Origin of the sequence: Nocardioides sp. Root122 (assembly GCF_001425025.1) — a bacterium.
Classification (GTDB): domain Bacteria; phylum Actinomycetota; class Actinomycetes; order Propionibacteriales; family Nocardioidaceae; genus Nocardioides.
In genome coordinates this window covers 52345-66951 of record NZ_LMDE01000012.1, presented here as the reverse complement: position 1 = coordinate 66951, position 14607 = coordinate 52345, and the positions used below count along the sequence as shown (strand labels likewise).

Sequence of the window (14607 nt, the reverse complement as noted above, 5' to 3'; positions counted from 1 at the left end):
GGCTCGTCATCCGTTCCCGGGCAGGCCGCGGCGGGGGCAGCGGCTCGCGCCGCCCCCGCCGTGCCGTTCCTGGGTCAGCCGTTCAGCTGGCCGCTCATCTGCTCGTCGGCCTTGCCGGCGAGCTCGGTCACGTCGCCACCCTGGGCGAGCGCGCTGAACAGGTCCTCGAGGACCCGCGAGCCCTCGACGTTCGCCCAGCCCGGGGCCGCCGGGGTGAGCTTGGCGTTGGACGCGGCGGCGACCGTGGCCTGGGCGTACTCGTCGTCCCCGAGCAGCGAGGCGAGCGACTCCTTGGCCGGCGTCAGGCCGTTCTCGGCCATGATCGTCTGGTAGTCGTCGCTCAGCATGAGCGCGACGGCCTTCTGGGCCAGCTCCTGGTTCGGCGACTTCGCGGCGACCGCGATGTCGGAGCCGCCGAGCAGCACCGGCGCGGGCGAGCCGTCACTGCCGGGCAGGGCGAACACGCCCATCTGCTTGGCGAAGGTGTCCGGGCATCCGGTCTCGGGGTCCTCGATGAGGCCCTTGACCCAGCCGGGGGTCGACATCATGCCGACCTCACCGGCGCACCACGGCGTCCACGGGTCGGCCTCGTTGCCGTCCTTGGGCGCCCCCGAGGCCTCGGTGAAGAGCTTCTGCGCGGTCTCGAGGCCGGCGATGGACTCCGGTGAGCTGAGCGCCGGCGCCCACTCGCCGCCGTCCTCGGTGGCAAGGTCGCCTCCGGCGTCCCAGATGAACGCGGCTCCGTTGCGCCAGTCCTGGCCGGGGAACCAGAAGCCGGAGAAGTTGGCCGGCTTGGGGTTCTCCTTCTTCAGGGTGATCGCGGCGTCGACGAACTCGTCGAGCGTCGTCGGCACCTCGAGGCCCGCCTTCTCGAGGAGGTCCTTGCGGTAGAAGATGTACTTCGAGCCGGCGTAGTAGGGCACGGCGTAGGTCTTGCCGTCGATGGTCGCGCCCTCCACGAAGCCCGGCAGCAGGTCGTCGCCACCGAGGTCACCGAGCGCGTCGGTGAGGTCGGCGAACGCTCCGGCCGAGGTGAAGGTCGGCGCCTGGGTGTTGCCGATCTCGACCACGTCGGGCGTCTCGGACTCGCTGGACAGCGAGGTGGTCAGCTTCTCGACCAGGCCGTCCCACTCCTGCTGCTCGATGGTCAGCGTGGAGCCGGGGTTCTCCTCCTCGAAGGTCTTCTTCAGCCAGTCGCGGGCCTCCTGCGGAGTGTCCGTGCCGTTGAGCCAGACGCGGATGTCCGCGGACTCGGCTCCGCCGTCGTCGCTCGACGAGCCCTCGTCGTCGCTTCCGCACGCGGCGAGCGTCGTCAGCGCGAGAGCTGCGACCGCCACCCCGGTCAGTGACTTCTTGATGCGCACCACAATGTTCCTCTCATCGGTGTACCTCGTGCGGGTACCTGTTGGGGTAGCGGGGCTCACGAGACGCCCAGCTCGCCGGCGAGGACGAGGACGGCCGCACCAACGACCACGACGTCATCTCCGAGCTTGGAGGAGCGGACGGTGAGGCCGGCCGAGCTGACCGGCATCGTCCGTTCGCGGATGGTCCGGTCCGCCGCGTCGAGCAGCGGACCGCCGAGAAGCTCAGCGGGGCCGCTGAGCACGATCTCGTGGAGGTTGAGGGCGGCGACGATGGGCGCCAGCACCTCTCCCAGCCGGGTGCCGACCTCGGCGAGTGCGGCGGGCACGTCGACGCCGGGCTCGGCCGTACGACGGCGCAGCCGCGGCGCCGAAAGGACCGTCTCCAGGCAGCCGGTGCGCGAGCAGGCGCAGCGCTCGCCGTCGGGGTCGACCACGACGTGGCCGATCTCGCCCGAGGCCCCGAGGTGGCCGTGGAGCAACGAGCCGCCCAGGACCAGGCCGGCGCCGACACCGGTGCCGACCCGGATGACCATCAGGCCGCCGTCGCCGGACTCGCCGAAGGTGTGCTCGCCGAGGACGGCCGCGTTGGCGTCGTTGGCGACGAAGACCGGGACGTCGAAGACCTCGGCGAGGCGGGCCGCGAGCGGGGTGTCGCTCCACGCCAGGTTGGGGGCGTCGATGACGGTGCCGGAGGTGTCGACGACACCCGGGCTGCCGACACCCATGCCCAGCACGGGGCGCTCGGTCATCTCCATGAGCTCCGCGGCCAGCTGCAGGACGAGCTGCACGGCCTGCTCCCCCTCGGCGCCGTCGACGTGCACCTCGTGGCGCGACAGGACGGTGCCGGCCAGGTTGACCACGGCACCGGACATCCGGTCGGTCTCGGAGAGGTCGAGGGCGATGATGTGGTGGGAGTCGGCCGCCAGGCCGACGAGCGTGGGGGGCTTGCCGACGCGGCTCTCGGCGGGGGCACCGAGCTCGGTGACGAACCCCTCGGAGAGCATCTCGCCGACGAGGTCGGAGACCGTCACGCGGGTCAGGCCGCTCGCCCGGGCGAGGTCGGCGCGGCTGGCCGGGCCCTCGCGGAACAGCTGCTGCAGCAGCAGGGAGCGGTGGTGGCGGCGGGCGTCCTCCTGGAGGAGCTTGCCCTGTGGTCGCAGCGGGCGTCCTACCGGTGTGTTCGGGGTCACATTAGTTAGTTCACCGCACTTACTTATCCCTCGTCAAGAGGGTCCCGCGAGATCACTGCGGTGGATCAGTCCAGCGATCCGTCCAGCAGGGCGGCGGTGTTGTCCCAGCACACGGCGCGCAGCCACTCCTCCCCCAGGCCCAGCCGGGTCAGCGCGTCGAGCTGCTCGCCGTAGGCGTAGGGGATGTTCGGGAAGTCGCTGCCGAGGTGCACCCTGCCCGCCAGGCCCAGGTCGCGCAGCCGCGGGAGCAGGTCGGTCGGGTACGCGCCCCCCATCTCGTCGAAGAACGGCGTGAAGGCCATCGTGGTGTCGAGCGCGACCCGCTCGTGGGACTCGGCGAGGCCGAGGAACTCGGCGTACTCCGGGGCGCCGGCGTGGGCGATCACCAGGCGCAGCCGCGGGTGGCGGGCCAGCAGCCCGGCCACCGGCCCGGGGCCGGTGTGCTCGGTGGGCACAGGGCCGCTGCCGGCGTGCAGCACCACTGGCGTGCCCGTCTCGGCGATCGACCCCCAGGCCTCGTCGAGCAGTGGGTCGGTGACGGTGAAGGCGCCGACCTGGACGTGGACCTTCCAGACCTCGACCGCCTCCGAACGCGAGGCGACGTACGCCGTCACGCCGGGCTCGGGGAAGAAGGTCCCGCAGACCGCCGCCTCGGGCACCCGGGCGGCGAAGCCGGCGGCCCAGTCGTTGAGGAACTCGGCCATGCCGGGCCTGTGGGCGTAGGGCAGCGCGGTGAAGCGGCGCACGCCGAAGGAGCGGAGCGTCTCGACCAGGGCGTCGTCGTCGTCGCGGTAGTGCAGCGGCCACGCCCGGCCGATCAGCGGGCCAGCGGAGTCGAACTGCGCGCGCACCTTGGCCATCACCCGCGGCGGCAGGAAGTGGGTGTGGATGTCCTGCAGGCCGGGGAGGCCGAGCGCCTCGGCGAAGGCGCGGGGGTCGGTCACGTCACCAGCCCCGGCTCAGTCCCGGTGTCCCTTGAGCCGGCGCTGGACCGCCTCCACCTTCTCGCGGTTGGCGGTGCGCTCGGCGAGGGTGTGCCGCTTGTCGTAGGACTTCTTGCCCTTCGCGAGGGCGATCTCCACCTTGGCGCGACCGTCCTTGAAGTAGAGCGCCAGCGGCACGAGCGTGTAGCCCTTGTCGGTGATCTTGCGCTCGATCTTGTCGATCTCGGAGCGGTTGAGCAGCAGCTTGCGGCGGCGGCGGGCCGCGTGGTTGGTCCAGGTGCCCTGGCTGTACTCGGGGATGTGCACCCCGAGCAGCCACGCCTCGCCGTTGTCGATCTCGGCGAACCCGTCGACGAGGGACGCGCGGCCCTGGCGCAGCGACTTCACCTCGGTCCCCATCAGGACGAGGCCGGCCTCCCACGTGTCCTCGATGTGGTAGTCGTGGCGCGCCTTCTTGTTCTGCGCGACCATCTTCTGGCCCTGCTCCTTCGCCATGGGTCCATTCTCCCAGAGGGCTCCACGCGCGTGCACGGCGGTTTCGAGGCTCGCTTCGCTCGCACCTCAACCACCGAGGAGGGAGTCAGAACCAGTTCATCGGGTCGACGGCCTGGGCGTTGGCCATCACCGTGAAGTGGAGGTGGCAGCCGGTGGACCAGCCGGTGGAGCCCTCGTAGCCGATCACCTGGCCCTCGGCGACCTGCGCGCCCACGCCCACGTTGTAGCTGCTGGCGTGGTTGTAGATGGTGGCGATGCCGCGACCGGCGATCACCCCGTGGTCGATGACCAGACGGTGGCCGTAGACGTCGCTCCAGTACGACGCCACGACCCGGCCGGGTGCTGCGGCCTTGAGCGGGGTGCCGCACCCGCCGCCGAAGTCGACGCCGTCGTGCAGGCCCCAGTAGTGGTAGATCGGGTGCTCGCGGTAACCGAAGGGCGAGGTGACGTAGCCGTCGACGGGGTGGGCCAGCAGGCCGCCCGACGGGCTGCCGGCCTGGGACCGCGCGTGCGCGCGTGCCTCGGCGCGTGCCCGGCGGAGCGCCGCCAGGGCCCGCTTGCGGAGCATCTCCTCGATCTTCTTCTGCTGCGCTGCGAGCGTGCGGAGCTTGGCGACGTCCTGGGCGCGCGCCTTCTGCGCCTCGCCCTTCGCGTCGCGGCGCTCGATGACGAGCGAGACGACCGAGTCCTTGGCGGCCTGCTGCTCGCTCTCGAGGGACTGCATCAGGGTGAGGTGCTCGGCTGCGGCCTGCCGCTTGGCGGCCACGTCGTCGCGCGCGTCGGCGACCTGCTGCTCCTGGACCTCGAGGAGGACCTCGGCGGCCTTCAGCTCGTCGTACGCCCTGGCCTCCTGCCCGACCACCACGTCACGCACGCCGTCGCGGCGGGTGAGCTCCTCGGTCGACTCGGCGTCGATGAGGGAGGAGAAGGCGATCAGCTCCGGGTCGCCCTCGGAGTACATGTCGGCGACGGTCGTGGCGACGCGCTGGCGCTGCTTCTCGCGGTCGACCTGCCCCTGGGCCAGCGCGTCCTCGGCGGCAGCGAGGTCGGCCTCGGCCTGCGCCAGCTCGGCCTGCATCTCGGCGTCCTTCTCGCGGGCGACCTCAACCTTGCCCCGCGCCGTGGCGAGCCGGGTCTTGGCGACGGCGAGCTGCTCGTGTGCGGCCTCGAAGCGCGCGCTGGCCTTGCGCAGCCTGGCGCTCGACTCGCCGAGGTCCTTGTGGGCGCCCTTGAGCTGGCGCTCGACCTTGTGCTTCTTGTCCTTGAGGTCGTCTGCCTGCGCTGAGGGGACCGTGGAGACGCCCAGGGCCATGACCACGACGAGCGCGGCCATGCGGCGATGAGCGGTACGGGGGAAGGTACGCACCGGGGGAAGCCTTTGCGTTGGGGAAGCGGGGAAGGTCGCCTTCCCGGGCCGAGACCGGGACGACGCCTAGACGCTAACCTCCGCGAATCAGACTTTGAGGTATTTGCGCGTCAACACGAGTGTCGGGAGCAACGTCAGCAGCGGGCCGAGGATCGCCACGGAGCCGGCGGCGAGCCAGAACTCGTCCCAGCCGATCCAGGGCACGAACTTCAGCCGGTTCTGCGAGAGCTCGTCGATGCCGAAGTACATGAAGCCCCACAGCGCCCCGCCGGCGAGCGCGACTCCGATGAGCGCGGTGACCAGCGCCTCGAGGAGGAACGGCAGCGCGATGTAGAGCGTGGAGGCGCCCACCAGCCGCATGATGCCGATCTCCTTGCGGCGCGCGAACGCGGCGAGCCGGATGGTGTTGGCGACCAGGAGCAGCGCGGCGAAGACCAGGAACCCGGCCGTGCCGAGCGCCACCCACTGGAGCATGTTGATCGACTCCAGGATCGGCGCCACCTGCTCACGCATGTCGCGGACCTTCGAGACACCGTCGAGCCCCTGCACGGCGCTGGTGATGCCTTCGTACTTCTCCGGGTCGTGCAGCGTGATCCAGATCGTCTGGGGCATGTCCTCGGCGGTGATCGCCGGGTTGTCGCCGGAGAACAGCTCGTCGCCGTAGAGCTCGCGCGCCTTGTCGAGCGCCTCCTCGCTGGACTCGAAGTGGAAGTCGTCGACCTCGGGGTTGTCCTCCACGACCTGCGAGATCTCGGTCTTCTGCGCGTCCGTGACGGCGTTGGGGCACACCGCGCTGCTGTCGTTGGCCCGGCAGAGGTAGACGGTGATCTGGAGCTGGTTGCCCCAGTGGTCCGCGGCCCTGGCGGCCTGCTGGTTGAACAGCACGCCGATGCCGACCAGCGTCAGCGACACGAAGAGCGTCAGCACCACTGCGAGGTGCATGGACAGGTTGCGGCGCAGGCCCTGGCCGAGCTCGGAGTAGACGTAGCGAAGCTGCATGGAGTGGGGGCTCTCGATCTGTGGGGGAAGACCTGGGTGTGGAGAGGTGGGTGGAGAGGAGCGTCAGTTCTGGTGGCCGTAGACGCCCTGCGCCTGGTCGCGCACGACGTGGCCGTCCTCGAGCTCGATGACGCGCTTGCGCATCTGGTCGACGATGCCGGCGTCGTGGGTGGCCATCACGACCGTCGTCCCGGTGCGGTTGATGCGGTCGAGCAGCTTCATGATGCCGACCGACGTCGTGGGGTCGAGGTTTCCGGTGGGCTCGTCGGCGATGAGGATCATCGGCCGGTTGACGAAGGCGCGCGCCACCGCGACGCGCTGCTGCTCACCGCCGGAGAGCTCGTCGGGCATCCGGTCGCCCTTGCCGCTGAGGCCCACCAGCTCCAGCGTCTCGGGGACGACGTCCTTGATCTCCTTGCGCGACTTGCCGATCACCTGCAGCGCGAAGGCGACGTTCTCGGTGACCGTCTTGTTGGGCAGCAGGCGGAAGTCCTGGAAGACGGTGCCGATGTCGCGGCGCAGCCGCGGCACCTTCCAGCTCGCGAGCCGGTTGATCTCCTTGCCGGCGACGTAGACGCGCCCGGTGGTCGGGCGGTACTCGCGCAGCACGAGGCGCAGGAAGGTCGACTTCCCGGAGCCCGAGGATCCGACGAGGAAGACGAACTCCCCCTTCTCGACGTCGACGGAGATGTTGTCGAGGGCGGGGTGGGGGTGGCCGGGATAGGTCTTGGTGACCTTCTCGAAGCGAATCACGGCGTCGAGGCTACGTGAGGGGTGCGTGCAATCCCGAAAACCCGCGCCGCGGTGCAACCGCCCCGGCACGGCGAGCGTGTTGGGTGGGTGACAGCACCCGACAAGGGCGCCCTGACAGGTGGGTCGAACGGGGGATCCGGATGCCGGACAGCGCGGAGGGCGACTTCGCCGACTTCTACGCCGCCACGTGGCCGCGCACGCTCGCGGTGACGTACGCCCTCACCGGGGACCGTGGCGTGGCGGAGGAGCTGGCCCAGGAGGCCTACGTGAAGGCGTGGTCGCACTGGGGCAAGGTGTCGCGCTACGACCAGCCCGCCGCCTGGGTGCGGCAGGTCGCGACCCGGCTGTCGGTGAGCCGCTGGCGCCGCAGCAAGGTCGCCGCCTCGTGGCTGGCCCGCAACCGCACCGAGGCCGTCGCCGCTCCCCCGGACGAGACCACGACCGCGCTCGTGCAGGCGCTGCAGCAGATCCCCGAGGCCCAGCGACGGGCCATCGTCCTGCACCACCTGGCCGACCTGGCCGTCGACGAGGTCGCCCGCCTCGAGCACTCGCCCGTCGGCACCATCAAGGCCCGGCTCTCCCGCGGTCGTGCTGCCCTCGCCCCCCTGCTCGCCGACGAGCCGAACGGAGCCCGCACCCATGTCTGACCTCGACCGGCTCGACCGCGCCTTCGAGTCCCTCACCCGGGACCTCGCCCACGCCCCCTCCCCCGGCGCCGCCGCCGCGGTGACGACGGCGCGGAGGCGACGGCGTACGCGGGTGGGCGCCGTGGCGCTCGCCGCGCTCGTCGTCGTGGGCGCCGGGGTGGCAGCACCCCGGCTGCATATGTCCGGAGACGTCGCCGGCGGAGCAGGCGGCGCCCCGCTCGACGCCGCGGCGCTCGAGGCGGCCACCCAGGGATGGCTCACGGGGTGGGAGCCGTGGGAGCGCTACTCCCCCAAGGGCGGGGGCGGGTTCGCCCTGCCCGCCTGCTTCGCGACCGAGGACGGGCGGACGAAGGAACCCGGGACGGGTGGCGGCATCTCCCGGTTCCTGGGCGACGACTTCGCCATCGGCCAGGCCCTCTTCACCGACTACCCCGACGCGGCGACGGCCCAGGAGGAGCAGGAGGCGGCCTACGGCGCCTGCACGGGAGCAACGACGATCGAGGTCGACGGCACGGAGGTGCGCCACGTCGCCGTGGCTCCGTCCGACGCGGACACGGCCATGACCGACGTGTGGACCACGCAGGTCGGCGCGCGACGCCTGACCTTCGAGGTCGGAGGTCGTGCCGGCGTCGCCCCACCGGACGTCGTCGACCGCGTGGCCGAGGCCGTCGTGGCCGGGCTGCGGTCGGGCGAGGTCCAGGAGAGCTTCGAGGACGAGCCCGACGCCCCTGCCGCCGTCCAGGTGCCCCAGCTGCCGGAGGTCATGGACAGCGACCTGACTGACGCGCTCGCGGGGTGGCGAGCTTCGACACGCCGCGACGCCTCAGGGGTCCCGAACGCCCCGTGCCTCTCGGTCGAGGCCTCCGAGGGAGCGCTGGCCAGCTCGTCGTCGGGCACGCCGCGTGGCGTCACCTGGACGCTCGGCGGGTTCACCGACGAGGAGACCGCCCGGCACACCGCCGACCGGATGCTGGAGGAGGTCCGCGGCTGCGCCGACATGACGGTGCGCACGCTCGCGAACGGGACCATCCTCGCCACCTACGAGGACGACGACGGGCACGGCGCGGTGTGGCTCGGCGCGGTCGGCGACCGCGTGGGGGTCGTGGCGGTGGACGCCGCGCCGGGGCCTGCGCCCGAGGGCGTCGACGAGGCCGTCGCCGAGGTCCTCGACGGGTGGCTGCAACTGCCCTGGAGGTGAGTCCGGTGCGCTGGGATCCGTCATGCGGATCCGATGCGATGCGTCCGTGTTCGTATGACGGATCGGGGGCCCGCCGGCCGAAACCCGGATCCGGGGACGGGCCCGGGAGGTTTCGGACCGGCGCGCGGGTGGGAGGATCGAGGCCATGACGTCGCCCAGCACCGGAGGACCCGCCGGAGGACTGCAGGTGGACCCTGCCGCCCTGGAGTCGGCGGCCGGGATCCTCGAGGCCACCGGCACCGAGCTCGCCGACGGCGCCCCCGGCCTGCGCACCCGACCCGACCTGGGCGTGTCGACCGACGAGGTCGCCACCGCTCTGGCCGCCCTCGCCGAGGCGGTCGCGGCCGTCGCGACGGAGGTGGGCTCCACGGCCGAGTCCCTGCGCACCACCGCCGCCGACGTGCGCGCGACCGACCAGGCGGTCGCGGCGTCCTCGCAGCAGCGCAGAGCGGTGCTGGCCCCATGAGCGACCTCCTCGACCTCGTCGTCCACGGCGACCCGGCGTCCTGCCGCACCGCCGCCACCGACGTCGGCACCGCCCGCTCGACCGTGACCCGGGCCGCCGGCGACGTACGCCGTGCCGCGACGGCCACCGGCACCTGGCAGGGCCGGGCGGGGGCCGGTTTCGAGCTCCGCGTCGACGCGGCGGTCAAGGACCTGCGCGAGCTCGACCACCGCCTCGAGGGCCTGGCGACCGCGCTCACCGACTTCGCCGGCGAGCTGGACGTGGTCCGGTCGCGGATGGCGCACGCCCGCAGCGTCGGCGTCGCCGGCGGCGTCCGCACGAGCGGCGACTCGCTGGTGCGGCCCGTGGCGCCCACCGACCCGACGCCCGAGCAGGCGACGGCGCACAACGACGTCGTCAAGGCCTGGAACGAGGCCGTGGAGGTCGCCGACGCGGCACGCACCAAGGAGCAGGAGGCGCACAAGCGGCTCGGCGACGGGGTCACGAAGTCGACCGGCGACGGGTTCGTCGTCGACCTGCTGCAGCGCCTCGGCTTCCTTCCGCCCGACTTCGCCGACGGCGACGACATCGGTGCCTGGCTGTTCGGGCTCGGCGGCCTCGGGATGGGCGCCGGGGTCGGCTGGATGGTCAACGGCCGCTACGGCCTCTTCCAGCCCAGGATCAACGGCCGGTTCGGCAGCGCGAGCGGCATGAGCTTCTGGCAGCGCGCCTGGGCCGCCACCGACACCAAGAACTTCCACGCCCGGCCCTACAGCGCCGCCGCGCGCAACGGCTGGGCGACGGCCGGCAAGTGGGCCGGCCGGGCCGGCACCGTGGTCACCGCCGTCAGCGCGGGGTGGAACCAGTGGCAGGCCGACGCCGACGACCCGTCGATGGGCGACGTCGAGCAGGGCACCCGCGCCGCCACGATGGGTGCCACGACCGCCGCCGGCGCCTGGGCGGGCGCGCAGGGCGGCGCCTGGGCCGGCGGTGCGATCGGCACCGCGATCTGCCCGGGCGTCGGCACCGTCGTGGGCGGCGTGGTCGGCGGCCTGGTGGGCGGAGCGGTCGGCGGCTTCGTCGGCTCCGAGGTCGGCCAGGCCATCCTCGACCCGGTCGGCGAGGCGGCCGACGCAGCGGCCGACTGGGCCGGCGACCAGCTCTCCGACGCCGGCGACGCCCTGTCCGACGTCGGCGACGCGATCAGCTTCTGGGACTGAACAGATGATCTACGTGCTCATGCTGCTGGGCGGTCTCGCCCTCGCCTCCTTCAACACCTGGCAACGTCTCGGCCGGTCCGCTGCCGCGCGCCGGTGGGCGCGCGGCACGCACCGCGACTTCGCGCAGCGCAACGTCCTGGTCCTCTGGCCGGCGCTCGCGGTCGCGCTGCTCGGTGGCGCGCTCCTCGGCGCGGCCGAGCGCCTGGACCTGCCGACGTGGCCCGGCGTGCTGCTGGTGGCCCTCGGGCTCGTGACGTGGCTGGCCTTCGCGGCGCTGCCGCTCCCCGTGCCCGCAGCCGTGCAGCCGCGGTGGTACCGCGAGCAGGTCGGTCCGCGCCGCCGGAGCGCGCGTGACTGACCTCCCTCGCTTCTCCCCGCCGGCTGTGCCGCAGGGCTGGGACAAGGTCGCACGGCCACTGCCCGGCACGGTGTGGACCGCCGTCGAACCGGCCGACCTCGACGCACCCGACCGCTTCCGTGCCAACCTGGTGCTCACGTGCGACGCGCTGGGCGGCCTGACCTTCCGCGACTGGCAGGTCGCCTCGGACGAGGTGCTCCCGACGATGCTGCAGGACTACGTCCTCGTCGACCTGGAGCGCCTCGAGATCGACGGGCGTCCCGGTGGCCGCCGCCTGGCCCACCACGTCGACGCCTCGGCCCGCGCACTGACCATGGAGCAGTGGTTCGTGGCCGACGACGACCGCGGGTGGACGCTCACCGCGACGGTCGAGACCTGGTCCTACGACGCGCTGGCCGACGAGCTGGCCGACCTCCCCGAGGCGTGGCGCCCGTTGACCGGTCCCCCGTCCGGGGAGGCGACGTGATCACGGTGCAGGACGGCGTGGTCCGCCTCGACGACGCGGGGGTCGCCGCCGTCCTGCCGGGCGGGGACGACCTCGACCCGGGCACGGTCCGCGAGCTGGAGCGTGCCGGGCTCGGCGCCGCGCTGGCCACCCTGCGCAGTCCCCTGGTCACCCTCGAGGTCCTCCTCGCCGGCGCCACGGTCCAGCTGCACCGCGCCTCGGTGGACGCCGACCGTGCTGTGGTCCTCCTGGCCGTCCGCCCCGGTCTCCACCAGCTCATGGTCCTGCCGCCCTCGCACCTCGCGGCGGCGCTGGTGCGGATGACGCGCACCGGCCCCCGCCGGGCAGCCGGGGGCGAGCGTCGCGCTGCCCCGGCCGAGGCGGCGACGCGGCTGCTGTCCGCGGACGACGCCGTACGCCAGGGGGTGCTGCAGGAGGCGGCGGCCACGCTGGCGTGGCGGCTACGGGTGGGATGGGACGGCGAGCACCGCGACCTGGTCGTGGTCGACGGTCCTGCCGGCCTCCACGTGCTCGACGACGAGGCGGGCGAGCTGGTCCCGGTGTCGGCGACCTCGCTCTACCGGGTCTTCACCACGGCGCTGCCTCCCGAGGCACTCGCCCCGGCCTCCTGACGACGCGCGGTCAGGAGTCGCGCCGCCACTCCACGGTGGCGGGGTCCGCGCCGAGGAGCGCGAGCGCGTCGGTGCAGGCGGTCGCGACCCGACCGGCCTCCGCGCGCGGGAGGACCTTCCAGTAGTTGGGGTACGACGGCTGCATGCCCGTCGCGTCCTGCTCCCCCGGGACGAGCCAGCCGAGATCGCGCATCCGCTCGTGCGTGACCTCGTCGACGTCCCAGTCGCCCCCGAAGGAGGTGGCACCCACGCACTCGGCGTAGAGGTGGTCACCGTCGCGCCGGAGCTGGACGTAGCGGGTCGGCTCGGGAGCCGGTCGCCTGCGCAGCAGGCCGCGCGCCGGCGGGCGGGCGGGTTCGGGCTCGCCCACGACGACGAACTCCCCGTCGTCGAGCGTGAGCAGCTCGCTCTCGAGCCGCGCGCGGACGTCCTCCCAGGACGTCATCCGGCTCAGGCCTCGACCTTCTCCGCGCCACGGCGCCAGCGGATGCCGGCCTCCATGAAGTCGTCGAGGTCACCGTCGAACACGGAGCTGGGGTTGCCGGACTCGTGGCCGGTGCGCAGGTCCTTGACGATCTGGTAGGGGTTGAGCACGTAGTTGCGCATCTGGTCGCCCCAGCTGGCCGCGACGTCGCCCTTGAGGTCCTTCTTGAGCGCGGCCTCCTCGGCCTTCTTCTGCGCGAGCAGCTTGGCCTTGAGGACGACCATCGCGGACGCCTTGTTCTGCAGCTGCGACTTCTCGTTCTGGCAGGACACCACGATGCCGGTGGGGATGTGGGTCAGCCGGACCGCGGAGTCGGTGGTGTTGACCGACTGGCCGCCCGGGCCGCCGGAGCGGAAGACGTCGGTGCGGATGTCGTTCTCGTCCACCTCGATCTCGTCGGTCTGCTCCATCATCGGGACGACCTCGACGGCGGCGAACGACGTCTGGCGGCGGCCCTGGTTGTCGAACGGGCTGATCCGCACGAGGCGGTGGGTGCCGGCCTCGACCGAGAGCGTGCCGTAGGCGTAGGGGGCGTGGATGGCGAACTCGGCGGACTTGATGCCCGCCTCCTCGGCGTAGGAGACGTCGTAGACCTCGACGCCGTACTTGTGCTGCTCGGCCCAGCGCGTGTACATCCGCATCAGCATCTCGGCGAAGTCGGCGGCGTCCACGCCACCGGCGCCCGAGCGGATGGTGACGATCGCCTCGCGCTCGTCGTACTCACCGGACAGCAGGGTGCGGATCTCGAGCGACTCGACGGACTTCTTGATCCGGCCCAGCTCGGCCTCGGAGTCGGCGAGCGTGTCGGCGTCGCCCTCCTCCTGGCCCATCTCGACCATCAGCGCGAGGTCCTCGATGCGACCCTCCAGGCTGGTGAAGCGGTCGAGCTCGCCCTGCAGCGCGGAGAGGCGGCCGGTGATGCGCGTGGCGCTCTCCACGTCGTCCCAGAGGTCGGGTGCGGCGACCTGCTCACTGAGGTCGGCGATCTCACCGCGCATCCGGTCGAGGTTGAGGACCTGACCGACGGTCTTCATGGTCGCCCGGAGCTGCTTGATCTCTACGTCGAAGTCGATGCCTGCCACAAGGCGCAAGACTACGGGCAAACGCCAGCAGCTGCCCGATCGGCCGCCCCGGGACGAAGCAGCGGCGGACACCCCCGGGGAGCCTGTATCCCCGGACGTGCCCGCCGCTGCGGATCGTGCGCTGGCGTGCTGTCAGCGGGTGCAGAGCACCTCGGGCGTGGCGACGGCGGCGTAGCCGGCCGGCGCGGCGCTCGTGCTGAGGTCGAACTTGATGCGGAACGCGTCCTTGATGTCGACGACCTCGTCGGCCACGACGGTGCCGACCGCGAGGGCGTGGCTGGACTTGACCGCGCCGTCGGCGGTGACGGTGACGGCGCCGCTGGAGCCGCTCGCCGACTGGTCGGTGAGGGCGTACGTCGCCCGCAGCTGGAGGCACTTGCGACCCAGCGTGTACTCGATCGACGACGCCGTGCCCGGCGTGGCGGTCAGGACGCTGCCGGCGTAGTAGTCGGTGGCGATGAGCGCGCCGTTGAACTGGACGTTCTGCGCCGGACCGGCCGCCCGGGCGGTCAGCCGACCCCAGCTGTAGACCTCGACGTCGAGGGTCGGGCTGAAGCCCTTCTTCACACCGTTCGAGGCCGGCTTGAGGACGCGGTACTGGCGCTTGCCCGGCGTCGACGGGTCGTCCTTGAGCACGTAGCGGCCGTTGCGCTTGATCTTGGCGGTGCCCGTGGACTTCCACGACTTCTTGTTGCCCACGCGCTGCTGGAGGACGACCTTCTGGCCCGCGGCCTTCGGGGTCACCTTGCCCTTCACCTTGATGAGGGTCTCCTCGCCGATGGCGACGGTCTTGTTGACCTTGGCGGTCACGCTGTAGGAGCCGGCCTTGGCGGGCGCGGCCGTGGAGGGCGTCGCGAGGGCGAGCGGAGCGACGGCCAGGGCTGCCGCCGCGGTGAAGGCGGTGATGCGGTTCATGGTGGTTCCCCGTGGTGTGAGCTGCGGCCGAACGGCCCTTGTGTGGTGGAGACTCTAGGGGTCCCCGAAA

General features: G+C 72.3%; 17 protein-coding genes. 7 read left to right on the top strand and 10 right to left on the bottom strand.

Going from position 1 to position 14607, the window contains the following annotated elements; translation table 11 throughout:
• Window positions 1-74: 74 nt before the first annotated feature.
• From ASC64_RS15755 to ftsE, 7 genes are all read right to left on the bottom strand, one after another.
• A complete protein-coding gene (locus tag ASC64_RS15755; protein WP_200937831.1) occupies window positions 75-1364 on the bottom strand; it encodes an extracellular solute-binding protein in 1290 nt (429 codons plus the stop codon).
• A 56-nt stretch (window positions 1365-1420) separates the two neighbouring features.
• Entirely contained in the window at window positions 1421-2554 is a 1134-nt protein-coding gene (locus tag ASC64_RS15750) for an ROK family transcriptional regulator (RefSeq protein ID WP_056908507.1), read from the bottom strand.
• A gap of 65 nt (window positions 2555-2619) precedes the next feature.
• Window positions 2620-3498 carry an amidohydrolase family protein gene (locus ASC64_RS15745; protein WP_056908506.1) on the bottom strand — a complete coding sequence of 293 codons (879 nt, stop codon included), beginning with the start codon at window positions 3496-3498 and terminating at the stop codon, window positions 2620-2622.
• A gap of 15 nt (window positions 3499-3513) precedes the next feature.
• Window positions 3514-3993, bottom strand: coding sequence for an SsrA-binding protein SmpB (gene smpB / locus ASC64_RS15740; RefSeq protein WP_056908505.1), 480 nt, complete (start codon window positions 3991-3993; stop codon window positions 3514-3516).
• Window positions 3994-4078: 85 nt separating this feature from the next.
• Window positions 4079-5326, bottom strand: a complete 1248-nt coding sequence (locus ASC64_RS15735) for a M23 family metallopeptidase (protein ID WP_056908504.1) — start codon at window positions 5324-5326, stop codon at window positions 4079-4081.
• Between the two features lie 120 nt (window positions 5327-5446).
• A complete protein-coding gene (ftsX, locus tag ASC64_RS15730) occupies window positions 5447-6358 on the bottom strand; it encodes a permease-like cell division protein FtsX (protein ID WP_056908503.1) in 912 nt (303 codons plus the stop codon).
• 63 nt (window positions 6359-6421) lie between these two features.
• On the bottom strand, window positions 6422-7111 hold the full coding sequence (gene ftsE / locus ASC64_RS15725; RefSeq protein WP_056908502.1) for a cell division ATP-binding protein FtsE: 690 nt from the start codon (window positions 7109-7111) through the stop codon (window positions 6422-6424).
• A 140-nt stretch (window positions 7112-7251) separates the two neighbouring features.
• On the opposite strand from ftsE, the gene ASC64_RS15720 reads away from it, so the two are divergent.
• The 7 genes from ASC64_RS15720 to ASC64_RS15690 all read left to right on the top strand — a co-directional run bounded on the left by ASC64_RS15720 (window position 7252) and on the right by ASC64_RS15690 (window position 12056).
• Window positions 7252-7758, top strand: a complete 507-nt coding sequence (locus ASC64_RS15720; RefSeq protein ID WP_056908501.1) for a SigE family RNA polymerase sigma factor — start codon at window positions 7252-7254, stop codon at window positions 7756-7758.
• On the top strand, window positions 7751-8956 hold the full coding sequence (locus tag ASC64_RS15715; protein WP_056908500.1) for a hypothetical protein: 1206 nt from the start codon (window positions 7751-7753) through the stop codon (window positions 8954-8956). The genes ASC64_RS15720 and ASC64_RS15715 overlap by 8 nt, the downstream gene beginning before the upstream one ends.
• Before the next feature lie 145 nt (window positions 8957-9101).
• Window positions 9102-9422, top strand: coding sequence for a hypothetical protein (locus ASC64_RS15710; RefSeq protein ID WP_156385237.1), 321 nt, complete (start codon window positions 9102-9104; stop codon window positions 9420-9422).
• Entirely contained in the window at window positions 9419-10621 is a 1203-nt protein-coding gene (locus ASC64_RS22180; protein WP_056908498.1) for a WXG100 family type VII secretion target, read from the top strand. Before ASC64_RS15710 ends, ASC64_RS22180 begins: the two co-directional genes overlap by 4 nt.
• 4 nt (window positions 10622-10625) lie before the next feature.
• A complete protein-coding gene (locus ASC64_RS22175) occupies window positions 10626-10979 on the top strand; it encodes a hypothetical protein (protein ID WP_056908497.1) in 354 nt (117 codons plus the stop codon).
• A complete protein-coding gene (locus ASC64_RS15695; protein WP_156385236.1) occupies window positions 10972-11445 on the top strand; it encodes a hypothetical protein in 474 nt (157 codons plus the stop codon). Before ASC64_RS22175 ends, ASC64_RS15695 begins: the two co-directional genes overlap by 8 nt.
• Entirely contained in the window at window positions 11442-12056 is a 615-nt protein-coding gene (locus tag ASC64_RS15690; protein WP_056908495.1) for a hypothetical protein, read from the top strand. Before ASC64_RS15695 ends, ASC64_RS15690 begins: the two co-directional genes overlap by 4 nt.
• Before the next feature lie 10 nt (window positions 12057-12066).
• On the opposite strand, the gene ASC64_RS15685 is transcribed toward ASC64_RS15690, so the two are convergent.
• The 3 genes from ASC64_RS15685 to ASC64_RS15675 form a co-directional block, all read right to left on the bottom strand.
• Complete coding sequence (locus tag ASC64_RS15685; protein ID WP_056908494.1) at window positions 12067-12501, bottom strand: TY-Chap domain-containing protein; 435 nt, start codon at window positions 12499-12501, stop codon at window positions 12067-12069.
• 5 nt (window positions 12502-12506) lie between these two features.
• A complete protein-coding gene (prfB, locus tag ASC64_RS15680) occupies window positions 12507-13622 on the bottom strand; it encodes a peptide chain release factor 2 (RefSeq protein ID WP_056908493.1) in 1116 nt (371 codons plus the stop codon).
• Between the two features lie 132 nt (window positions 13623-13754).
• Entirely contained in the window at window positions 13755-14537 is a 783-nt protein-coding gene (locus ASC64_RS15675) for a hypothetical protein (protein WP_056908492.1), read from the bottom strand.
• Window positions 14538-14607 lie beyond the last annotated feature (70 nt).